Annotated in this window: 21 protein-coding genes and 3 tRNA genes; 11 read left to right on the top strand and 13 right to left on the bottom strand. The window is 72.9% G+C overall.

Annotated features, from left to right (window positions below; genetic code table 11):
- Positions 1-31 precede the first annotated feature (31 nt).
- Together FHX81_RS23085 and FHX81_RS23090 are read left to right on the top strand one after the other, a co-directional pair.
- Positions 32-859 carry a glutamate ABC transporter substrate-binding protein gene (locus FHX81_RS23085; RefSeq protein ID WP_141980134.1) on the top strand — a complete coding sequence of 276 codons (828 nt, stop codon included), beginning with the start codon at positions 32-34 and terminating at the stop codon, positions 857-859.
- A gap of 212 nt (positions 860-1,071) precedes the next feature.
- Positions 1,072-1,275 carry a cold-shock protein gene (locus tag FHX81_RS23090; RefSeq protein ID WP_015105489.1) on the top strand — a complete coding sequence of 68 codons (204 nt, stop codon included), beginning with the start codon at positions 1,072-1,074 and terminating at the stop codon, positions 1,273-1,275.
- 125 nt (positions 1,276-1,400) lie between these two features.
- Here the strand turns inward: FHX81_RS23090 and FHX81_RS23095 are convergent, their stop codons facing one another.
- Positions 1,401-1,649: a hypothetical protein gene (locus FHX81_RS23095; protein ID WP_246107942.1), complete on the bottom strand. Its 249-nt coding sequence runs from the start codon at positions 1,647-1,649 to the stop codon at positions 1,401-1,403.
- A 303-nt stretch (positions 1,650-1,952) separates the two neighbouring features.
- On the bottom strand, positions 1,953-2,390 hold the full coding sequence (locus tag FHX81_RS23100; protein ID WP_141980136.1) for a hypothetical protein: 438 nt from the start codon (positions 2,388-2,390) through the stop codon (positions 1,953-1,955).
- A gap of 164 nt (positions 2,391-2,554) precedes the next feature.
- Here FHX81_RS23100 and FHX81_RS23105 point away from each other — a divergent pair, with 164 nt between their 5' ends.
- The 4 genes from FHX81_RS23105 (at position 2,555) to FHX81_RS23120 (ending at position 3,382) form a co-directional block, all read left to right on the top strand.
- Complete coding sequence (locus FHX81_RS23105) at positions 2,555-2,800, top strand: hypothetical protein (RefSeq protein WP_073886083.1); 246 nt, start codon at positions 2,555-2,557, stop codon at positions 2,798-2,800.
- A 287-nt stretch (positions 2,801-3,087) separates the two neighbouring features.
- Positions 3,088-3,160, top strand: a tRNA-Glu gene (locus FHX81_RS23110).
- 36 nt (positions 3,161-3,196) lie between these two features.
- Positions 3,197-3,270, top strand: a tRNA-Asp gene (locus FHX81_RS23115).
- Between the two features lie 35 nt (positions 3,271-3,305).
- Positions 3,306-3,382 (top strand) — tRNA-Phe (locus FHX81_RS23120).
- A gap of 42 nt (positions 3,383-3,424) precedes the next feature.
- Here FHX81_RS23120 and FHX81_RS23125 read toward each other — a convergent pair.
- Entirely contained in the window at positions 3,425-4,168 is a 744-nt protein-coding gene (locus tag FHX81_RS23125) for a protein phosphatase 2C domain-containing protein (protein WP_141980137.1), read from the bottom strand.
- A gap of 65 nt (positions 4,169-4,233) precedes the next feature.
- Between FHX81_RS23125 and FHX81_RS23130 the strand changes: the two genes are divergently transcribed.
- Positions 4,234-4,446, top strand: a complete 213-nt coding sequence (locus FHX81_RS23130; RefSeq protein WP_141980138.1) for a helix-turn-helix domain-containing protein — start codon at positions 4,234-4,236, stop codon at positions 4,444-4,446.
- Positions 4,443-4,979 carry a Clp protease N-terminal domain-containing protein gene (locus tag FHX81_RS23135; protein ID WP_141980139.1) on the top strand — a complete coding sequence of 179 codons (537 nt, stop codon included), beginning with the start codon at positions 4,443-4,445 and terminating at the stop codon, positions 4,977-4,979. Before FHX81_RS23130 ends, FHX81_RS23135 begins: the two co-directional genes overlap by 4 nt.
- Here the strand turns inward: FHX81_RS23135 and yczE are convergent.
- Positions 4,948-5,577, bottom strand: a complete 630-nt coding sequence (gene yczE / locus FHX81_RS23140; protein WP_141980140.1) for a membrane protein YczE — start codon at positions 5,575-5,577, stop codon at positions 4,948-4,950. The genes FHX81_RS23135 and yczE overlap by 32 nt on opposite strands.
- Before the next feature lie 61 nt (positions 5,578-5,638).
- Between yczE and yczR the strand changes: the two genes are divergently transcribed.
- Positions 5,639-7,099 carry a MocR-like transcription factor YczR gene (gene yczR, locus FHX81_RS23145; RefSeq protein ID WP_141980141.1) on the top strand — a complete coding sequence of 487 codons (1,461 nt, stop codon included), beginning with the start codon at positions 5,639-5,641 and terminating at the stop codon, positions 7,097-7,099.
- A gap of 664 nt (positions 7,100-7,763) precedes the next feature.
- Here the strand turns inward: yczR and FHX81_RS23150 are convergent.
- The 7 genes from FHX81_RS23150 to FHX81_RS23180 all read right to left on the bottom strand — a co-directional run bounded on the left by FHX81_RS23150 (position 7,764) and on the right by FHX81_RS23180 (position 16,186).
- Positions 7,764-8,702, bottom strand: a complete 939-nt coding sequence (locus FHX81_RS23150) for a hypothetical protein (protein WP_141980142.1) — start codon at positions 8,700-8,702, stop codon at positions 7,764-7,766.
- A gap of 562 nt (positions 8,703-9,264) precedes the next feature.
- On the bottom strand, positions 9,265-9,690 hold the full coding sequence (locus FHX81_RS23155; protein ID WP_141980143.1) for a hypothetical protein: 426 nt from the start codon (positions 9,688-9,690) through the stop codon (positions 9,265-9,267).
- Positions 9,687-10,229 carry an RNA polymerase sigma factor gene (locus tag FHX81_RS23160; RefSeq protein WP_141980144.1) on the bottom strand — a complete coding sequence of 181 codons (543 nt, stop codon included), beginning with the start codon at positions 10,227-10,229 and terminating at the stop codon, positions 9,687-9,689. Before FHX81_RS23160 ends, FHX81_RS23155 begins: the two co-directional genes overlap by 4 nt.
- A gap of 88 nt (positions 10,230-10,317) precedes the next feature.
- A complete protein-coding gene (locus FHX81_RS23165) occupies positions 10,318-12,504 on the bottom strand; it encodes an FtsX-like permease family protein (protein ID WP_141980145.1) in 2,187 nt (728 codons plus the stop codon).
- 171 nt (positions 12,505-12,675) lie between these two features.
- The gene (locus FHX81_RS23170; RefSeq protein WP_141980146.1) at positions 12,676-14,970 is read right to left on the bottom strand and encodes an FtsX-like permease family protein; all 2,295 of its coding nucleotides are present in this window, start codon (positions 14,968-14,970) and stop codon (positions 12,676-12,678) included.
- On the bottom strand, positions 14,967-15,665 hold the full coding sequence (locus FHX81_RS23175) for an ABC transporter ATP-binding protein (protein ID WP_141980147.1): 699 nt from the start codon (positions 15,663-15,665) through the stop codon (positions 14,967-14,969). Before FHX81_RS23175 ends, FHX81_RS23170 begins: the two co-directional genes overlap by 4 nt.
- Positions 15,662-16,186 carry a PadR family transcriptional regulator gene (locus tag FHX81_RS23180; protein WP_141980148.1) on the bottom strand — a complete coding sequence of 175 codons (525 nt, stop codon included), beginning with the start codon at positions 16,184-16,186 and terminating at the stop codon, positions 15,662-15,664. Before FHX81_RS23180 ends, FHX81_RS23175 begins: the two co-directional genes overlap by 4 nt.
- Positions 16,187-16,338: 152 nt before the next feature.
- On the opposite strand from FHX81_RS23180, the gene FHX81_RS23185 reads away from it, so the two are divergent.
- Complete coding sequence (locus tag FHX81_RS23185) at positions 16,339-16,875, top strand: CGNR zinc finger domain-containing protein (protein ID WP_141980149.1); 537 nt, start codon at positions 16,339-16,341, stop codon at positions 16,873-16,875.
- Between the two features lie 99 nt (positions 16,876-16,974).
- Here FHX81_RS23185 and FHX81_RS23190 read toward each other — a convergent pair whose 3' ends face one another.
- Entirely contained in the window at positions 16,975-18,231 is a 1,257-nt protein-coding gene (locus FHX81_RS23190) for a DUF445 domain-containing protein (protein WP_425473838.1), read from the bottom strand.
- 29 nt (positions 18,232-18,260) lie between these two features.
- Between FHX81_RS23190 and FHX81_RS23195 the strand changes: the two genes are divergently transcribed.
- Positions 18,261-19,433 (top strand): pyridoxal phosphate-dependent aminotransferase, encoded by a 1,173-nt coding sequence (locus FHX81_RS23195; RefSeq protein ID WP_141980150.1) that lies wholly within the window; start codon positions 18,261-18,263, stop codon positions 19,431-19,433.
- Here FHX81_RS23195 and FHX81_RS23200 read toward each other — a convergent pair.
- Entirely contained in the window at positions 19,413-21,350 is a 1,938-nt protein-coding gene (locus tag FHX81_RS23200) for an NACHT domain-containing protein (protein ID WP_246107943.1), read from the bottom strand. The two genes, FHX81_RS23195 and FHX81_RS23200, sit on opposite strands and share 21 nt — an antisense overlap.
- Positions 21,351-21,399: the final 49 nt, after the last annotated feature.

The following is a 21,399-nucleotide window of genomic DNA, read 5'->3' on the forward strand; positions in this document are numbered from 1 at the left end:
GTCCCCGAGCACCCCGAGAGGTTCGCACCTCATGCTGTTCCGACGACTGCTGCCCGCGACCGCGCTGGCCGCGGCCCTGTCCCTGACCGCCGCCTGCGGCGGCGCGAGCGACGACACCCTCGCCGGCAAGGCCGACGACGGCGAGCTGACCATCGGCATCCGGTTCGACCAACCGGGCCTGGGCCAGCGCCGCCTCGACGGCAAGTACGTCGGCTTCGACGTGGACGTGGCCAAGTACGTGGCCGCCCAGCTCGGCGTCGACGAGAAGGGCATCACCTGGCGCGAAGCCCGTTCCGCCGACCGCGAGAAGCTGCTCGCCTCCGGCGAGGTGGACTTCGTCGTCGCCACCTACTCGATCACCGACAAGCGCAAGGAGCAGGTCGCCTTCGCCGGGCCGTACTTCGAGACCGGCCAGGGCGTGCTCGTCCGCTTCACCGAGGACGACATCACCGGCCCGGAGACGTTGAACGGCAAGAAGCTGTGCTCGGTCACCGGTTCCACCTCGGCGCAGAAGGTGAAGGACCAGTTCGCCCAGGACGTGCAGCTCGTCGAGTACGGCCAGTACTCCGACTGCGTCATCGCGCTGCTCGCGGGCAACGTCGACGCGGTGACCACCGACGAGGTGATCCTCGCCGGGTACGTGGCCGAGAACCCCGAGCTGCTCAAGCTGGTCGGCACGCCGTTCACCACCGAGCGGTACGGCATCGGCCTGCCCAAGGAGGACGCCGCGGGCCGGGCGGTGGTCAGCTCGGCCATCGAGAAGATGGTCGGCTCCGGCGAGTGGCGGTCCGCGCTGGAGCGCAACATCGGCCAGGCCGGCGTGGAACTCCCGGAACCACCCAAGGTGACGGAGAAGTAGCTGTCCGGTGGACCAATGACTTCGGGGGTGTAGTGCTGGGCGTCACCAACCGATACGCTCAGCCACGCAGGCCGTGGTTTCTGTGTTCGTGTCTCACGCTCGCGGAACGACACGCGGGCGTGCCGTCCCCACCCCAGCGGTGGGGGAAACGCCCCGGGACGGCCGGGGCTGCACGGTGCAGCCCCAAGCTTTCCTGCGATGGAGGCAGGTACATGGCACTGGGCACTGTCAAGTGGTTCAACTCCGAGAAGGGCTTCGGCTTCATCGCCCAGGAGAACGGCGGGCCGGACGTCTTCGTGCACTACTCGGAGATCCAGGGCCAGGGATTCCGCACCCTGGAGGAGAACCAGCGGGTCGAGTTCGAGATCGGCCAGGGCACCAAGGGTCCGCAGGCCCAGAACGTGCGCAAGGTCTGATCACGGCCGGTCGTCACAACTGCACGTCTCGGCGATCACGAAGCGGGCCCCCGACCGGGATGGTCGGGGGCCCGCTCGCGCTTCGGGTTCGGGCCCGGCTTCGGGGCCGGGGCGGTGCGGGTGGGCTAGAAGCCGCGCTGGCGGGCTTCCCACTCCAGTCGCTGCATGACCCACTCGGTGGCCAGCGCCTGGGGTGACGTCTGCCGCTCGGCGGCCAGCTCCTTCAGCTGCTCGTTCGCCATCAGCTGGAGGCGGAGCTGGTAGACCTGCGCGTTGCCGAAGCTGGTGCCGGCCGTCGTCTCCGCGGCCGTCGTCTCCGGGGCGAGGGCGGCCAGGTAGGACTCCAGCTCCTCGTCGGGCAACGGTTCTTCCACTTCGCGCGAGGGCGGGCGATGCCGGCCGGACTTCGACCGTCCAAGGGATCCAAGAGGCACGGCGACACGATAACGGTTGGATTGCGGAGGCGGCCGAAGTGTGGCCTGGGTCACAGATGTGTGCATGGAGAGGCCCCCGCGCCAGGGGGAGGAACGCGGGGGCCGGAGGGGATCTCCACAGGCGCTGACCGGGGGTGTGTCAGCAATTCGGATTCTTGCACGCGCACGTGGACCTGGGGAGTGGGTTGACCCGAAATCTTCAGGTAGTCGACGGCGCCGACCCGTTCCGGTGCGCCGGTGGAGCTACCCCTGAGGGGTGTGCGGCTCGTCGGGCGGCGTCTCCAGGTCGGTGATCTCGCCCTCCAGTCGCTGCACCAGGTCCTCCAAGCCCGCGAGCATCCCGTCGAGCTGGCTCATCTTGTCGCTCATCAGCCGGTCGATGTCCGCTTCGATCGCCGACAGCGACAGGCTGCCGAACAACTCCTGCGGGTTCGCCGCGGCGGACCCGGGTCCACCGGCGGCCGGGCTCCCGGCCGCCGGTGCGCCGTCGGCCTCGGTGTCCGGCTGGGCGGCGTCGGCCTCGGCGGTCCCCGGCTCGGCGTCGGTCGGCTCGGCGGCGGCCGGCTCGGGCACGGCCCGCTCGGCGGGATCGGGTTCGGGCTCGCGCGCCGGCGGTGGCGTCGTGGTCGCGCCGTCCGCCGCCGCTGGTTCCGGCGTCTGCCCCGGTACCGGTTCGGTCATGGGTTGCACCCTCCTCGTTCGCGACAAGCACATCACGCGACGCTTGACACCAAGTGGCCTACACGGAAAGTGACGCTCTGTTGTGCCTGAATCACTCTCCGGGGGGCTGCTGCGGTTCGATGGGCTCGCTTAGCCTCACGCCAACCTCAAGTCGGGGAGGCGTCATGAGCGGGTCCCTTGAAGTGCGTCAGTTCCTGTGGAACCAGGACGACACGATGTCCAGGCCGGGCGGCGGTGGGGTGCCCGCCCAGCGCACCGGTGAGCCGTCGCGGATCTCGGACGAGCAGGTGCACCGGGCTCGGTTGTCGGTGGCGCGCGGTGCCACCAGTGCCGAGGACTGCCGGTTGCTGCTCGACATGCTCGGGCTGTCACCGGGTGAGGACGGGGGCGTGCCGCCGGTGCAGCGGTAGGACGTCACGGGTCACGGCCCCTCCGGGACGGCTCGATCCGGAGGGGCCGTCCTGTCGCGGTGGCACGGCGGTCCGCCACGAGCGGTGGCGGCGGGCCGAGCGGTCGACCGACGAGCGGTTCGGCGACGCGCGCGCCGTGCCGACCGGGCTGGAATCGCAGGTCAACACCTTGTTCGACCCCCGTTTTGGAAGTGTGGTGCCTCGTGCCCTATGCTTACGATGCTTCCACCGGACAGCGTGGAGGGCCTGGGAAAGAAGGTGGCCCAAGGGCTGCCGGAGGAAACCAGGTCCCCATCGTCTAGCGGCCTAGGACCCCGCCCTTTCAAGGCGGTAGCGCGGGTTCGAATCCCGTTGGGGGCACGTAGTACAGTGAGACAGCAAGGCAGAAGTGAGCAAGGCCCAGTGGCGCAGTTGGTTAGCGCGTCGCCCTGTCACGGCGAAGGTCGCGGGTTCGAGTCCCGTCTGGGTCGCAAGGCAGTTCGGCCGGTTGGTCGAGCCGCTACCTGGCCAGGTAGCTCAGTTGGTACGAGCGACCGCCTGAAAAGCGGTAGGTCGGCGGTTCGACCCCGCCCCTGGCCACCAGATCGCTCGAAAAAGCCCCTCCCATTGCCGGGAGGGGCTTTTTCATTTCGCGGCGGCGAATCGGATGACCGCCAGCGCTTGATCGTCGTGCACTTTCGGCCGCGGCCACTTCGCACGACCACCGTCAGCCTCTTCGGCCGCGCGGATCTCGTCCAGCACGGCTTCCGGACCTTTTTCCGACGTGATGTCCAACACGGTTTGCCAGTCCGCGAACAAGCCGTAGTCGTCCACGCCGCAGGACACGCCGTCGGTCGCCATCAGCACGGCCCGGACCCGGTGGCGCGGCCAGCTCGCCCGCACCGCCCGGTGCGCGGCGGCCGGCTCCGCCTCCGCCACCCACCAGCCGTGCTCGCGGTTGCGCCAGTCCGTGATCCGGTCGACCCGGCCGCGCAGGTCCCGCAACCGGTTGTCGGCGACGACCTCCGCGCCGTCCCGGGTGAACACCACGACCGGGCTGTCCGCCAGCACCAGGACGTCGACCGCGGTGTCGGTCCAGCGCGTGATCGCGACCGTGCTCGACGGCGAGTCGCCCGGCGTCAGGCCGTGCCGGGCGGCCAGCCGGGCGATGGCCCGCGCGAGGTCGTCGGCCAGGTCGCCGTCCAGGTCGGTCAGCTCCTCGGCGAGGTGGCGGGAGTGCCAGCCGCCGTCGCGTTCCCGCGGGGTCGGCGAGGTGGCGCCGTCCAGCAGCACCACGGCGTTCGGCAGGACTACGACGCGGTCCTCGGTGGGGCGCGGCAGGCCGTCGCGGCCCACCCCGGCCCGTTCGGCGGTGGTGATCTCCGGCATCACGGCCGAGCCTAGTGCGTCAACTTGGGTTGACAACCGGGCGTGTGTCAACCAAAGTTGACGGCATGACGGAGGCAACCGAGCTCGCCTCGGCGGCGGGCGACCAGGACCCCAGGGTCGGGCTGCGGGCGGTGAGCGCACTGCGCCGACTGCTGGAAACGCTCGAAACCGTGCAGGTGCGCAACGCCCGTGCCCGCGGCTGGTCATGGCAGGAGATCGCGGCCGAACTCGGGGTCACCCGACAGGCCGTCCACAAGAAGCACGGGGGAGACCGATGATCGGGGAACGGTTCACCAGGGCGGCCCGCCAAGCCGTCCACGAAGCCGTCGTGCAGGCCGAACGCCTCGACGCGCCGGAGATCGGGCCCGAGCACCTGGCGCTGGCCCTGCTCGACGCGCCGGTGCTGGCCGAGTTCGAGCTGGCGCGCGACGAGGTCGTCGACGCGTTCGCCGCCGCCCGGCGCAAGGGCGGCCTCAGCGACGCCGACACCGAAGCGCTGCGGCGGCTCGGCATCGACGTCGACGAGATCGTGGCGTCGGTCGAGCGCACGCACGGCGAAGGCGCGCTGGCCGGTGCGCCGATCCGGCGCCGCCGGCGGTTCTTCGGCAACCACCTGCCGTTCACCGCGGCGGCGAAGAAGACGCTGGAGCGCAGCCTGGTCGAAGCACGCGACCTGGGCCACGGCTCGCTCGGCCAGGAGCACCTGCTGTTGGCGCTGCTGGCCGAGCGCGGGTTGGTGGCCGAGGTGCTGGGCGCGCGGGGCGTGAGCTACGTGGAGGTCAGGAAGCGGGTCGCTCGCTCACCCAGGTGACCAGGGGGAGGAACGCCTGGGTCAGCGGGCCGATGGTGACGGCGTAGAGCACCGTGCCCACGCCGATCGTGCCGCCGAGCAGCCAGCCGACCGCCAGCACGGTCACCTCGACCACCGTGCGCACCAGGCGCAACGAGGTCCCGGTCCGCGCGCAGAAACCGGTCGTGAGGCCGTCCCGCGGACCGGGACCGAGGCGGGCGCCGATGTAGACGGCGGCGGCCAGGCCGTTCAGCACGATGCCGGCGGCGAGGAACACGATGCGCGGCAGCAGGTCGGTGGGGTTCGGCAGGATCGCGAGCGTGACGTCGACGGCGACACCGATGACGACCACGTTGCTGACCGTGCCGACCCCGGGTCTCTGCCGCAGCGGGATCCAGCAGAGCAGGACCACCACGCCGACAAGAGCCGTGATCAGGCCGAACGACAGGCCGGTGAGCTTGGTCAGGCCCTCGTGCAGCACGTCCCACGGGTCGAGGCCGAGGGTGGCGCGGATCTGCAGCGCCATGCTCGCGCCGTAGAGCCACAGGCCCGCGAGGAGCTGGGGGACGCGGCGGACGGGGGAGACGGTGACCGGGACCGGGGTGAGGGCGGCGAGCATGTGGCCATCCTTCGTTCCGATTGGCCTTGTATTCCAGAGCCAATCCGCAATAATTGGCCTTATGAACCCCGATGTCCCGCCAGGTGGACGCATATCCGGCTTCCGACTGGCCCGACTGCTCGGTGAGTGGCGTCGCCGTGGCGCACGCCACGGCTCGGCTGACCTGGCCGCGGCGATCCGGATGCTCGTGCTCGACGGTCGGCTGCCCGCGGGGACGCGGCTGCCGGCGGAGCGCGAACTGGCCGAGGTGCTGCCGGTGAGCCGCACGATGATCACCGCGGCGCTGGACCAGTTGCGGTCGGAGGGGCTGGTCGCGAGCCGGCGCGGGGCCGGGACGTGGATCAGCCTGCCGACGGGGACGCTCGGGGTCGAGCCGGACACCCCGCTGGTGGGGCACAGCATGGTCGACTTCGCGCGGGCCGCACCACCGGCGCTGCCGGGCGTGCTGGCGGCGTTCGACCAGGTCAGACGGGTCCTGCCGGAGCACCTGGCCGACCACGGGTACTACGAGCACGGCCTGCCCGAGCTGCGCCGGCGCATCGCCGACCGGTACACCGCGCGCGGCCTGCCGACGTCACCCGACCAGATCGTGGTGACCAGCGGCGCGCAGCACGCCCTCGCCCTGACCCTGCGACTGTTCACCGGACCGGGTGACCGGGTGCTGGTGGAGCAGCCGAGCTACCCGAACGCGCTGGACGCGATCAAGGCCGTCTCCGCCATCCCGGTGCCGGTCGCGATGACCGACACCGGCTGGGACCTGCCCGGCATCGCCGCCGCCCTCCGCCAAGCCGCACCGCGCATGGCGTACGTCGTGGTCGACTTCCACAACCCCACCGCCCACCGCCTGGACGCCGAGGGTCGGGCCGAACTGGCCGACACGGCCCGCCGCGCCCGCACCCCGCTGGTGGTGGACGAGACCGTCGTCGAACTGGACCTGGACGGCGACCCGCTGGACGGCCCGCCGCCGATGGCGAAGTTCGCCGACGACCTCGTCGTGACCCTGGGCTCGGCCAGCAAATCGCACTGGGGCGGCCTGCGGATCGGCTGGATCCGGGCGTCACCCGAGGTGGTCCACCGCCTGATCTCCACCCGCACCGCGCTCGACCTGGGCTCCGCGGTGGTCGAGCAGCTGGTGCTGGCCGAGCTCCTCGCCGACCCCGAACCGGCCCTGCGCGACCGGCGGGCGCAGTTGGCGGCCCAGCGGGACGTGCTGCTGGCGGGGCTGCGCGAGCACTGCCCGACCTGGCGCGTCCGCAGGCCGGGGGGCGGGCTGAGCCTGTGGTGCGAGCTGGACGGTCCGGTGAGCACCCGCATCGCGGTCGTGGCCCAGAACCACGGCATCCGCCTGGCACCGGGGTCGCGCTTCGGGGTGCACGGCGGGTTCGAGCGCTGGTTGCGCCTGCCGTTCGTGCAGCCGCCGGAGGTCCTGCGCGACGCGGTCCGCCGGCTGGGGCTGGTCGCCGCGTCGGTGGCGGGTCCGGCGGTCCCCGCCGATGCCGAGCTCACCGTGCCGGTCGCCTGACGGGTCCGCTGTTCGGCTGGTGGCCCGTTCGCGCGACGGTCCGCGCGACGCCCCGCTCGGCGGGCAGCTCGGCGGTCAGCGCGGACGGAAGGCCGGGCTGGAGGCTCGACCACCAGGCCGGCCGGTGGCTTGGCCGGAGCTGCGGCTGATGCCGCGGCCGGTGGTCCGGGTGGTGGTCTCGCCAGTGGCGCTCCGGGAAGTCCGGGCGGCCGTCTTCTGGTCGGTGGCCCGTCCGACCGTCTCGCCACCGGGCTGGGTGGTGCCGGTGGCGGGGTGTGGGCGGGGGTGTGGTTGGCAGGGGGTCCTCATGTTCTAACCGAGGGGTGGTAACAGTGTTTCCGTACATTTTCGGGTGATGATCACCCGATTGTGTTTCCCGGCCGTCGGGTCCGGCGCAGCCCCTCGGTGTGCCGGAGCCCGACGGCGGTTCGTGGACCTGCGGCGGGGACGCTCCAGGGATTGGCGTCCCCTGCCGCAGGTTCCCGTGCGGTCCCGGCGCTCGCGGGGGCAGCGCGGCGACGGGACCTCACCCGTTCCTGCCAGGGCGCGGTTGGCAGGACGGGGAGCCTCGCGGTTGATGCGCGAACAGGTGTGATGTGTGAGAAAAGACCAAGTCAAACGGTGTGTGATCGCGTGTGCTCAGGGCACACGGGTCCCGTCTGACTCAGTCGGGTGACGTGCTCGGCAGCCCCGGCACGCTGCCGGGGGTGCGGCCGTCGTCCCAGCGCTCGGCCGACCACGCGGCCAACGGCTTGGGGTCGGACTGGCCGGTGAGCGACACGAGCACGCCGCCCCGGTGGCCGCCGCCGCTGTCCGCGCTGCCCGAGGACGCCGTCGGCGCGCTCGGCGCGGGCGCCTGCTTCGGCGCGGGCGCGGGAGCGCTCGGTTGCGGCGCTTCCCAGACCACCTCGGCGTCCGGGGTGGCCGGCGGCACGGCCGGCGCGGGCGGGGTCAGAGGTGCGAACAGCGGCACGGTCACGGGGACCGGCGTGGCCGCGGGCACCGCGGTCGGCGTCACGGCCGTCCGGGCCTGGGCCTCCGCTGCACGGGCGGCGGCCTTCGCGGCCACCTTCGCCTCGAACAGCGGCACCGGCATCGTGTTCGACACCGCGCCCGAGTGGCTGTACCCGCCGTGGCTCCCGGCACTGCCCGCGTACTCGTAGCTCTCCTCGCCGGTGCTGTCCGAGTACGGGTCGGCGTCCGGGTAGCGGTAGACCTCGGGCTCGACCGGGCCGCTCATCACGGCCGGCGCGGCGGGGGCGAGTACGTCGGCCCCGGTCAGGTCGGCGGTGAACAGCGCGACCGCGGGGAACGACTCGAACGACTGAGCCGACTCGATCGGCTGAGGCTCGTGCGTGACGGTCGCGAACGGCGCGAGCTTCTCCGGCACGGCCTCGGCGACGGCCTGGTCGACGATCGCGGTCTGCGGTCCGCCGAACGCCGCGTTCACCGCGTCGAGCGTCTTCACCGCCTCGTCCGAGTGGTCCTCGCCCGCGGACGCCACCCCGGCGCACACGAACCACGCCGCCGCCGCCAACCCGCCCACGGTGAGGGTCCGGAGCAGCAGCGATCCTCCGCGGCGCACCGCGTAGGGAGTGGCCACCGTGGATCACCACCGTTCCGGGCTGAAGCGAACGGGACGGACCGTTCGAGGTCGACGTTCTGCTATGTCTAGCACTGGGAACCGCATTTTCGAACGTTCTCCGGCGGAAACCGCTCGGAAGGGCGGTGCGGTGCGGCTGTCCGTGTTGTTCCACCGGTGCGCGAACACAGTCCGTCGTGTCCACCTGATGGGGTGATGGCGGGAAATGTCCGTTGTGGACTGGCGGGTGGTGTCCGCTGTGGACGCCTGACCGGCCACTTCGGCCACCACGGCCCATGACGCCCGATTGGGCGTCCCTCGGATGGGTGACAGTGAACGCATAGTCGCCCCGCTCCGAAGCAGGCGAAGCACAGGCCACCCGGCTCGGACCGCGCGTCCGCAAGCGTTTGCGCCGAGTCGGTCGCGACAACAGCAGCACCAATCCGGCCGCACTGCCGACAACACCAAAGGCTCTCGCACCCATTCGGCCAAGTCGTGCCCGCGCGGCAGTTCGTCCGCCGACGATAAATGCGAAAAGAATTCGCCCACATGCCCGACGCGTCCACCACGTCCCCCCGCGCCGTCACGCGACGAACCAGGGCGTGGCGTGGTCCGGACCGCCGCCCCGCAGCACGCACCGCACCGGCCCGAACGGCACCCGCTCGACGTAGAACCACCCGGCCGCGTCCAGCGCCGACGTCACCGACCCGCCCGGCCACCGCACCACCGCGAACGCACCGACCCGGGCCGACCCGCTGACCCGCACCCCACCGCCGTCACGCGCAAGACGCAGGTCAAGCCCGCTGAACGTCACCCTCCGCGACCCACCCGGCGGGTCCACGAGGACCGAATCCGACAGCAACCGCAGCGGCAGGGCTTCGGTGCGCTCACGCAACGCGGCGCGCGCCCGGACGGCCACGCGCCGCGGCATCGGGTCGAAGCGGTCCACCACCGCGGCCAGGGCGTCGAGCAGCGCCCGGTCGCCGCACGCCCGCTCCACGCCGATCACCGCGCCACCCCGAGGCGGCGGCGCAGCAGGTCCAGGCACCGGCCGCGGGTGGCGCCCAGGCTGTTCACCGGCACCCCGACCGCCGCGGCGACCTGGGTGAACGACAGCTCGGGCGCGAACGCGGCCAGCCGCAGGATCTCCCGGCACCGGTCGGTCAGCGTCGCGTACGCCCGCCACAACCCGGCGTCACGGGCCAGCGCCACCTCCTCCGGCGTCGGCCCGCCGTCGGCGCGGTCGACGGGTTTCGCCAGCTCCAGCGGCACTTCCCGGCCGCGCGACCGCAGCACGGCGAGCGTCTCGCGCCGGGTGGTGGTGACCAGCCACGCGCCCAGCCGGTCGGGCCGGCGGATGCGGGCCAGGTTCTCGGCCAGCGCGAGCCAGGTGGCCTGGCAGACGTCGGCCGCGTCCTCCCGGCTCAGCCGGTGCGAGCGCGGCACCGCCCACACGAGGCGCGCGTAGCGGCGGACGATCTCGTGCCACGCGGCGGCGTCGCCGCGGCAGGCGTGCACGAGCAGCTCGGTGTTCTCCCAATCTCGCATGCTCTTTGAGAGCACGGGTTCTGACCTGGGGATACCGTCGCCGCACGATGGTGTGGTCGAAGGAACCGATGATCGTCGGGGTGCGTCGCTACTCGGTTCGCAGGCTCGCCGGGCGGATCGCCGAGCGCAGCGCGGGCAGCGTGCACAGCGACACCACGAGCACGGCGACCGCCGCCGCGGCGACCGTGGTGGCGATCTCGGTCCAGTCGACGCGGAACCGCCCGGACGGGGCCACGAGCCAGGCCGTGCCCAGGCCGATCGGGATGGCCACGGCGAGGCCGAGCGCCGCCGGCACCGCCGACTGCCAGAGCGAGGACATCGCGAGCACCTTGGCCGGCACGCCGTTCGCGACCAGCACCGCGGTGGGCCGGCGACGTTCGAAGACCTGGTCCACGGCCGCCGCCGCGAGACCGATCACGGCGAGCAGGGTGAGCAGCACCGACCCGCCGATGACGCCGCTGCGCAGCGACGTGAACAGCTCGACCTGACCCGCCGCGAACTGGCGGCGCAGCGTGACGCCCCGGTCGGTGCGGCCGGTGGCGGCGAGCAGGCGGTCGCCGAACGACTCGTCCGGGTCGCCTCGCACGACGAGCTCGGTCGGCGGCAGGGAGGCCAGCACCGGATCGGCTCCGCCGGCCACGACGAGCCCCCGGAACGCGCCCTCCGCCCGCTTGTGCGGCGGCACGACCCAGTCCTGACCGGCGACCTTCAGCCTGGTGCCGGGTGCGGGCCCGGACCCGACCAGGTACGCCGAGCCGTTCACGCAGTCCCGCACGTCGAGGCGTTCGGCGATCTCGACGCAGTCGGTGCTGGTGACGGTGGTGCGGTCGACGGTGGTGCGGTCGACGGTGTGCGTGCGCACCTCGCTGACCTGCCGCACGCCGCCGACGAGCGCGATCGCCTCCTCCAGCGGTCGCACCGAGGCGTGCGGCGGCAGGTCGAGCACCCAGCGGTCGGGTGTGTCCGTCGGTGGTGCGGCGGTGTACTGGGCCGCGACGCCGAGCAGCACCTGCAACGTCAACGAGCCGGTCAGCACGACGACGACGCCGGACAGCACGCGGGGCGTGCCCGCGTCGAAGCGCAGGGCGCGCAGGGCGAGCAGCGGCGCGATGCCGTTCGGCTCCACGCGGTGCGCGACCTCGCCGACGAGCCACGGCAGCACCGCGCCCGTGCCGGCGAGGACGAGCGCGATGCCCGCGCCGAGCCCGACCGCCAGCCGTGCGTCGGCCACCACCTGCCAGTAGCTGCCGATCAGCGAGATGACCACGATCAGCGCCGCGCCCGCGCCGATCAGGGCGAACCGCCACCACGCCCGGCGGCGCGGCAGCTCGACGGCGCGGGACAGGCCGAGCGGGCCGACGTCCTCGGTGCGCAGGGCCAGCAGGGCCGACACGACGGCCACCACCGGCACGCCCACCGCGATCAGCGCGCCGAGCAGCGGGTCGGGCAGCAGGTCCGTGGGGAAGAAGCCGACGCCTTCCACCTCGATGAACCGGGCGAGCGGCCGGGCGGCGAAGAACAGGGCCACGCCGACGAACAGGCCGAGCACGGCCCCGGTCAGGGTCTCGCCGCTGGCGATCCAGCGGAGCTGGGTGCGGGACGCGCCGACCAGCCGGATCGCGGCCAGGCGCTGTTCCCGGCCGGTCGCGCCGAGGCGGGTGGCGACCAGCACGAAGATGCCCAGCGGCACGAGCAGGGCGCTGATCGCGGCGACCATGAGCAGCCGGTAGACCGGCGGCAGTGTGGGCGGTGGCCGGTCGCCGCCGAACCCGGCGGCAGGGTGGGCGGCGGCGAGGTTGGCGTCGGCCAGGCCCGCGTAGAAGATCAAGGACTTCGGCCTGGGCAGGCCCGCGTCGGCGATCACGCCGATGACGCTCTCCGGGAAGCGGGCGCGGACCGAGTCGTCGGTGCGCATCAGGTCGAGCAGCTCGGGCGAGACGACCAGCTCGCCCGGTCCGGGGATGCGGCCGACGCCGGGCGGCGCGGGTGCGCCGCTCGCGGTGGCGGCCAGTTCCACGCCGGTGATCAGGCGGCCCTGCCACGACACGCTGACGGGCCGGGCCCTCAGCGTCCCGCCCGCCGACGTCGGGTCGAGGGACGCCGCCTGCACGCGCTGCGACTTCGCCTCCCGCGCGGGGCCGACCGAGGCGGCCAGCAGCAGCACGGTGACGCCGAGGCCGACGCCCGCGGCGGTGAGCGCCAACCTGGCCCACGACGTCCGGCTGCCCCCGACAGCCAGCCGGACGCCGAGGACCAGGTCGGCGAGCCACCTCATCGGAACACGCCCTGGGTGCTCCGGCCGCCCGCGCGGGCGGTGTGGTGACGGTGGTGCGGATATGGGGTCACATCTCCTTAGACGCTTCGGAGCGCCCGAACGTGGCTTCGGTGTGCCGACCACCGGTGACGCCGCCGCCCCCGACCGGGGACGGCGACGTCCGCCGAGGACCTACTCGGAGCGCAGGCCGAGGGCGCCGGTGGCGCGCCACAGGGACGGCAGCGACAGCAGGGTCACGATCACGACGAGCAGGGCGGCGGCGGCGCTGAGCACGCCGATGCCCGGCCAGTCGAGCACGACCGGCTGGGAGATGATCCGCAGCAGCAGGACCGCGAGACCGCCGCCCACGCCGACGGCCACGACCAGCGCCAGCAGCAGCGGCACGGCGTTCTGCCACAGCAGCGACCGGCCCAGCGCGCCGCGCGGGACACCGCCCGCCGCCAGCACGGCCAGTGGCCGCCTGCGTTCGCGGACCTGCTCCAGCGCGAGCACCAGCAGGCTCGCGCCCGCCAGCAGCAACGTGACCAGCGAGCCCGCCAGCAGCGCCTGCCGGATGCTCTGGAACTCCTTGATGCGGTCGGACAGGTCGACCTGCCCGTAGTAGGCCGCGTAGGCGCGCCACGTCATCGGCGCCACGGCGTTGCGGACGTGCTCGGCGATGTCGGGCCGGTCCGGGTCCACCCGCACGAGCACCCTGGTGTGGCCCGCGGTCGCCGGCAGGTCCCGCACCAAAGACGGCGTGACGAGCAGCCCGGAGGCGCTCATCGGATCGTCCGCGGGCCCGGCGACCTCGGTGAACGCGGGCACCGTCCACTCCAGACTCGGCTCCTGCTCCTGGTCGTTCGCGAACACCGAAACTCGTTGCCCCGGCTGGGGTTCCGGCCGGTTGGAGCCGGGCACCTGCTCGACGCCGATGTGGAACGAGTCGCCGTCCGCGCAGCTCGGCAGCGCCGACACCGTCCGCAGCACCTCGCACGTGCCGACCGTCGCCGAGTAGTAGTCCTCACCGAGCTTGAACGCGACGGTCCGCAGCGGGTGCACCCGTTCCACGCCGACCGACCGCTGCAACAGGCCCACGGTCTGCTCGATCGTCTCGGGCGTCGACTCCTGCAGGACGACCGAGATCCGGGTCTGGTCGGCCTGCGGCAGGGGCCGGTCCACGACCTCGCTCTCCGCGCTGGCCAGCACCGACTGCAGCGCGATCCCGCCCGCCAGGACCACGGCCACGCCGCCGACCACGCGCGCCGCCGTGCCGCTCTCCAGCTGGAGCCGGCGGATCGCGAGCTGCCACGACGGCGCGCCACCGCGCAACCGGCCCACCGTGCGCTCGACCACCCACGGCAGCAGCACCGGGATGCCCAGCAGCAGCAGGATGATCCCGCCGATGACGATCTCGGCGGACCCGCTGCTCACCGCGCCGCCGAACGCGCCGGCCTGGGTCAGCAGCGCCGCCGCGCCGAGGGCGATCGGCACCAGCCGCCACCACAGCACCCGCCGCACCGGCTTCGTCCGCCGCACCACGCCCAGCGGCTCGACCACCGTGCGGCGCATCGCGACGATCGCCGTCACCACGGCCATGACCGGCACCAGCACCGCGATCAGCACCGCGAGCGGCAGCGACGGGGTCAGGTCGCTGACGAACACGCTGATGCCGAGGAGCTGGACGTGCTCGACGAACTGCCGTGCCGCGAAGAACAGCGCCGCGCCGACGGCCAGACCGACGACCGCGCCCAGCAACGCCTCGCCGGCCGCGATCCGCCGCACCCGCTGCGCGCCCGCGCCGACCAACCGCAACGCGGCCAGCCTGCGGTCCCGCTCGGCGCCCGCCAGCCGGGTCGTGATGCCCACGAACACCAGCACCGGGAACAGCAGCGCGACCACGCCGACCATGATCAGCAGGGACAGGATCGGGTCGAGGGTGCGCTCCTGCCGCTCGCCGCCGTACCGGACGACCACCTCGCCCGCGTCCCGCGTCACGGTCGAGTCGCCCGCGTAGAACACCATGTCGTCCGGCGCGTTCAGCCCCGCCTGACCGAGCGTGCCGATCACCTGCTGGGGGAACCGCTCGCGCAGCAGCGCGCCGTCCGGGGAGGCCAGCAGCTCCGCCAGCGCGGGCGACACGAACACCTCGCCGTCGCCGGGCACCCTCGACGTACCCGGTGGCACGGGCGCGTTCGGACCGGTGGCGTGCACGAACCGGCCGGTGATCGTGTCGCCTCGGTACTCGGTGTTCCAGAAGATCGAGTAGAGCACGTCACCGGTCGCCTCGCGGTCGGTCACGGGCGAGGCCGCGGCCTCTCGCTCCGCGCGTTCGGACAGCACCGTCGTCACCGACGACGCGGCCAGCAGCACGGCCACCCCGATGCCGATGCCCGCGCCGGTCAGCGTCAGGCGCACCCACGAGGTCCGGCCGCCGCCGAGCGCCAGCCGGACGCCCAGCGCCAGGTCGGTGAACCACTGCCTCACGTGACCGGCTCCATCTCGCGGGACCGGCCGTCGCGCACCACGACCTCGCGGTCGGAGTAGGCCGCCACCCGGGCCTCGTGCGTCACGAGCACCACCGCCGCGTTGGTCTCCTTCGCCGCGGTGACCAGCAGCTGCATCACGCGCTCGCCGTTGAGCGAGTCGAGCGCGCCCGTCGGCTCGTCGGCGAACACCACGCGCGGACCGGTGACCAGGGCGCGGGCCACGGCCACGCGCTGGCCCTGGCCGCCGGACGTCTCGCCGGGGCGCTTGTCCGCGACGTCGGCGACCTCCAGCCGCTCCAGCCACTCGCGGGCGCGGGACTCGGCCTCCTTGCGCTTCACCGAACCCAGCCGCAGCGGCAGCGCGACGTTCTCCAGGCAGCTCAGCTCCGGCACGAGCTGGCCGAACTGGAACACGAAGCCGAAGTCGGTGCGCCGCAGCTCGCTGCGCGCGCCGTCGCCCATCGCGCTGAGCTCCACGTCGCGGTAGCGGACGGTGCCCCGGTCGGGCGTGAGGATGCCCGCCAGGCAGTGCAGCAGGGTCGACTTGCCGGAGCCCGACGGGCCCATCACGGCGACCACCTCGCCCGCCAGCACGCGCAGGCCGGCGCCGTCCAACGCGGGGGTGGGGCCGAACGACTTGTGCAGGTCGACGGCTTCGAGCAGGGGTCGGGTGGTCGAGTCCGTGCCGGTCATCGGGTCACCGCCGTCTTGAGTCGGCCGAGGCGCGCGGCGGTGAGCTCCAGCCAGCGCAGGTCGGCTTCCAGGTGGAACAGGGCGTGGTCGCAGATGAGCTGGTCGGCGAGGTCGCCGCGCGCCTTGCGCTTGGTCAGCTCGCGCATGGTGACCAGGTGGGCGGCGCGCTGGACGTCGAGCACGTCGTCCGCGCTGCGGCCGGACAGCAGGGCCAGCACGACCTTGGCGTAGAGCGTGTTCTGCAGGTAGGGCTCCGGCTTCTCCGGCGTGCCCAGCCAGTGCTCCACGTCCGTGACGCCGGCGTCGGTGATGGCGTACCGCTTGCGTTCCGGGCCCTCGCCCGCTTCGACGCCCGCCTCCTCGACCAGGCCGTTGCGGAGCAGGCGCGACAGCGTGGTGTAGACCTGCCCGTAGTGCAGCGGGCGGTCGTGGCCGAAGCGCTCGTCGTAGGCCTTCTTCAGGTCGTAACCGTGCCGGGGGCCCTTTTCGAGCAGGCCCAGCAGGGTGTGTCCGATCGACATGCGGGCGACTATACACACGGTGTATACACTCGGTTCATAGCCTGATCGGCGCAGCGGGACCGCTGGTCCGAACAGGCAGTCGGCGTAACCGATCACGGTGGATTGACGGTTACTTCGCCACATCCGCCCTCTCCGACGCCTACAGTGGAGGGGTGACTGGTCTGGCGGCCGGCTGGGACCACGCGGCTTTCACGCAGGGTCGAGCCGGCGATGCGGAACACGATGTGGAGCTGCTGCTCGCTTTCCTGAACACCCGAGACCTCGAACTCGGCACGGACGTCCTGGACAGCGCCGCCGCCTGGCGCGCGTGGGTCACCGAACGCGGCCTGGGCCGGGCTGGTGATCCGCACGAGGTCCGCGCCGTCCGCTCCTCGCTGCGGGCCTCGCTGGGTGAACGGCACGACGGACCCGACCCCACCCCCGTCGCGGGCCTGATCCGCGTCGACCTCAGCCACGGCGTGCCGACGATGTCCAGCACCGACGCGCTCGGCGCGGTGCTCGGCGCGGCGGCGCGGCTGGCCGTGCTCGGGACGTGGGAGCGGTTCAAGATCTGCCAGGCGGACGACTGCCGGTGGGCGTTCTTCGACCGCTCGCGCAACCGCTCGCGCACCTGGTGCTCGATGCAGACGTGCGGCAACCGGGAGAAGGCGCGCAACTGGCGGGAACGCCGCGCCCTGAGCGTGACCTGAGCGTGGAATTCGGGGTACCCGGGCGTTCGACACTCGGGACCCGAGCGTTCGACACTCGCGAGAGTCCCACGTGCGGGCACCCCGGGTTCACCGCTCAGGTCACGTCACGAGCTGGCCGACGGTGTAGATCGCCAGGCCGGCCAGCGCGCCCACGACCGTGCCGTTGATGCGGATGAACTGCAGGTCGCGCCCGACCTGCAGCTCGATCTTGCGCGAGGTCTCCTCGGCGTCCCAGCGCTCCACGGTGTCGGTGATCAGCGTGGTGATCTCGTCGCGGTAGTTGGTCACCACGTACCCCGCCGCGCCCTCGAGCCACCCGTCGACCTTCGCGCGCATCGACTCGTCCTCCACCAGCCGGCGGCCGAACGCGACCAGCCCCTCGCGCACCCGCCTGCGCAGCTCCGACGACGGGTCCTCGGCCGCGTCGAGCAGCATCTTCTTCGCCGTGCCCCATGCCGACCCGATCACCCGCTGCACGTCCGGGTGCTCGACCACCTGCTGCTTGACCTGCTCGGCCCGCTGCATGGTCGCCGGGTCGGTGCGCAGGTCGGTCGCGAACTCGATCAGGAACTGGTCCACCGCCAGCCGCATGGGGTGGTTGACGTCGGTCTTCACCGCCCACGCGAAGTTCAGCAGCTCGGTGTAGACCTTGTCGCCCAGCAGCGAGTCGACGAACTTCGGCGACCACGACGGCGCCCGGTCCGACACCACGCCCATGACCTTCTCGTAGTTGTCCCGCACCCAGTCGTACGCCCGGTCGCACATCAGGTCCACGAGCTTGTGGTGCGCGCCGTCGGTGAGCACCTGGCCCAGCAGCTTGCCCAGCGGCGGACCCCACGGCCGGTCGACCAACCGCCGCACCACCGCCTGCTCCACCACGGCCTGCACGTCGTCGTCGCGCAGCACGGTGACCGCGCCCTTCACGACGTTGGCCAGCTCCGACGTCACCCGCTCGGCGTGCTCCGGCCGGGCGAGCCACTCGCCGATCCGCCGCCCGATGCCCGCCCGGCGCAGCTTGTCCCGCACCACCGCCTCGGACAGGAAGTTCGTCCCGACGAACGACCCCAGCGCGTCGCCGAAGGTGTCCTTGCGGGTCGGGATGATCGCCGTGTGCGGGATCGGCAGGCCGAGCGGCCGGCGGAACAGGGCGGTCACGGCGAACCAGTCGGCCAGCGCGCCGACCATGCCCGCCTCGGCGGCGGCCCGGACGTACCCGACCCACGCCGGGCCGCCGTCCTCGAACAGCAGGGCCACCAGGAAGATCGCCGTCGCGGCCAGGAAGAAGCCGGTCGCCACGAGCTTCATCCGGCGCAGTCCCTGGCGCTTGAGCTGGTCAGCGGGGGTCAGTTGCTCCACGCCGCCATTGTCCGTGAAGATTCGGCGTTGTGCGGGCACCAGCGCTAGTCACCAGGATGAGGCCGTTCACCTCGACGATCTTCGCCGAGATGACGGCATTGGCCACGCGCACCGGGGCGGTGAACCTCGGGCAGGGCTTCCCGGACACCGACGGCCCGACCGGGATGCTCGACGTCGCCAAGGCGTCCATCGACGCGGGCCTCAACCAGTACCCGCCGGGGCCGGGCACGCCGGAGCTGCGCCGGGCGATCGCCGAGCACCGGTCGCGCTACGGCACGCACTACGACCCGGACACCGAGGTCCTGGTGACGGTCGGCGCCACGGAGGCCATCGCGGCCACGTTGCTGGCGCTGGTGGAGCCCGGTGACGAGGTGGTGCTCATCGAGCCCTACTACGACTCCTACGCGGCGTCCGTGGCGCTGGCCGGGGCGACCCGGCGCACGGTGGGGCTGGTCGAGGAGCCGGGCACGGGTCGGCTCGGGCTGGACGTCGACGCGCTGCGCGCCGCCGTCGGCCCGCGCACCAGGGCGGTGCTGCTCAACTCGCCGCACAACCCGACCGGCACCGTGCTCAACCGCGACGAGCTGGCCGCCGTGGCGGCGCTGTGCGTCGAGCACGACCTGGTGGCGATCACCGACGAGGTGTACGAGCACCTGGTCTTCGACGGGCTCGAGCACGTGCCGCTGGCCACGTTCCCCGGCATGGCCGAGCGGACCGTGACGATCTCCGGCGCCGGCAAGTCGTTCAACTGCACGGGCTGGAAGATCGGCTGGGCGTGCGGCCCGGCGGAGCTGGTCGGCGCGACCCGCGCGGCCAAGCAGTTCCTGACCTTCGTGGGCGGCGCGCCGTTCCAGCCGGCCGTGGCGCACGCGCTGCGGCACGAGCTGGAGTGGGTCGAGGGCTTGCGCACGTCCTTGCAGGACAAGCGCTCGCGGCTGTCCGACGGCCTGGCCGAGGCCGGGTTCGCGGTGCGGCCCAGCGAGGGCACCTACTTCATCACCGCGGACGTCCGGCCGCTCGGCTTCACCGACGGCGCGCAGCTGTGCCGGGAGCTGCCGGAGCGGATCGGCGTGGCGGCCGTGCCGGTGCAGGTGTTCACCGACCACCCCGACCAGTGGCGGCACCTGGTGCGGTTCGCGTTCTGCAAGCGCGACGAGGTGCTGGACGAGGCGATCTCCCGGCTACGCGAGCTCGGCGTCTGACCGGACCGGGGCCGCGCGGTCGCCCGCCAGCCGGTCCTGCACCAACGCGTGCCGGAACTGGTAGGCGGCCCCGGCCTGCCGCAGCACGCCGAGCTTGCGCGCGTCCTCCAGGAACACCATCAGCTCCCACGGCAGCTTGCCGCGCAGCGCCAGCCAGATCCGCGCCACGGTGAACCACCACCAGCGCAGGTGCAGCACGGACAGGGTGAAGCCGAGCATCAGCCCGCACGCCAGGCCGAGCCCGACCATGCCGGACTGCTTGGGCCCGAACACCAGTCCGGCCGCCGCGCCGAACACCACGGCCAGCACCAGCGACCCCGTCCACACCGCGATCCGGTCCCGCGCCATCGTCCACTTCGGACTGGACGGGTGGCTCAGCTCGGCCGTGCTGCCCAACCCGAACCGCAGCGCCACCGCCACCGCGATGCCCAGGCCGACCACCAAGCCGGCGGACAGCCCGTACAGCGCGCCGAACACCAGGCCGGCGGCCGTGCCGAGCACACCGCTGACCACGACCAGGCTGCGCCACACCCCCAGCCGCGGTTTCGGCACCCGGTGCCCGGACGCGTACAGCGCCGCCACCGCGACCGCGACCCCGGCGGCCAACCCCGTGATCGGGGCCAGCTCCGGCGTGCTCGCGTACGCCATCAGCCAGGCCACGCCGAACCCGCCGATCAGGCCGAGCGCGACCGCGCCGAGCAGGGCGAGCCACGTGCTGCCGACCGAGCGGCGCAGCTCCCACCAGCCCAGTTCGCGCACACCGCGCCGACGCATCTCGCCCGCCAGGAACGCGAGCCAGCGGGCCGCCTTCTCCCGGGGCCACACCTGGCTGGCACGGGCCTGGTGCGCGACCCCGCGATCACCGAACGCGCCGCCGACCAGCAGGTCCGCCAGGTGGTTCTCGATGGCGAACCGGTCGGGGAACCGGGTGCGGTCCAGCAGCTCGCTCGGCTCGCCGTACCCGTAGACGACGCCCGCCAGCCACACCGCGAGGGGCGTGGACAGCGCCTCGGCCAGCCGGCCGTCCGGCTCGTCGCGCAGGTGCAGGAACACCGGCTCCCAGCGGGCCGCGCCGACCGGGTCGGAGACCGACCGCAGGTAGCCCGCGACCTCCTCCAGGTCCACCGGCTGCAACTCCACCACCTGCGCGTTCGGCACGGTGGCGGCCGACTCGGCGAACTCGGCGGTGCGGCAGGTCAGCACCAGCGGGTGCGAGCCGGGGAACGCGCGGTTGATGCGGTCGAGCGCGTCGGCGCGCCGTTCCGCCGGGATCTGGTCCAGGCCGTCGAGCACGGGGAAGATCCGGCGCTGCTCGACCAGCAGGTCACCCGCGTAGCTGCCGTACAGCTCGGTGTTGCGCAGCGCCGGGTGGTCCTCGTAGAGCCGCCGGGTCATCCAGGTGCGGACGTCCTCCGCCTCCGGGTTCCACGTGGACAGCGGCAGCAGGAACGGCACCGGGCCGTCCACGAGGCGGTCGAGCAGGCCGATCGTGAGCAGCATCGCGGTCGTGCTCTTGCCCGCGCCGGGCTCGCCGAGGAACACCATGCGCGGGGTGCGCTGGAACGCGCGGACGACCGCGTCGCTGTGCCCCGGTTCACCCCGCACGGCGCTCCAGTGCAGGTCGAGGAGGTGTTCCCGCAGGCCGCGGGCGTGGCACTCCTCGTTCCACTGCGCGTGCAGGGCGCGGGCCAGGGCGCTCGCGGCGGCGTCGAGGTTGTCGTCGGTGGCCAGTCCGGCGGCGCGTTTGCGGTGCAGCCACGGGTCCAGCGCGGCGAGCAGCGCCAGGAACCCGAGGGCGAGGCCGGTCAACCACAGGTCGGGGTCGATGCCGTAGTCGGTGACGAACAGGCCGGCCGCGGCGAGCACGGCGGCCAGCACGCACCCGGTGAGCACGGCCCGCTGGCGGAATCTGGACACCACCGCATCATGACGGACCGATCACTGGTGGTGGTGACACGGTCACCCC

Origin of the sequence: Saccharothrix saharensis, assembly GCF_006716745.1 — a bacterium.
GTDB classification, from domain to species: Bacteria; Actinomycetota; Actinomycetes; order Mycobacteriales; family Pseudonocardiaceae; genus Actinosynnema; species Actinosynnema saharense.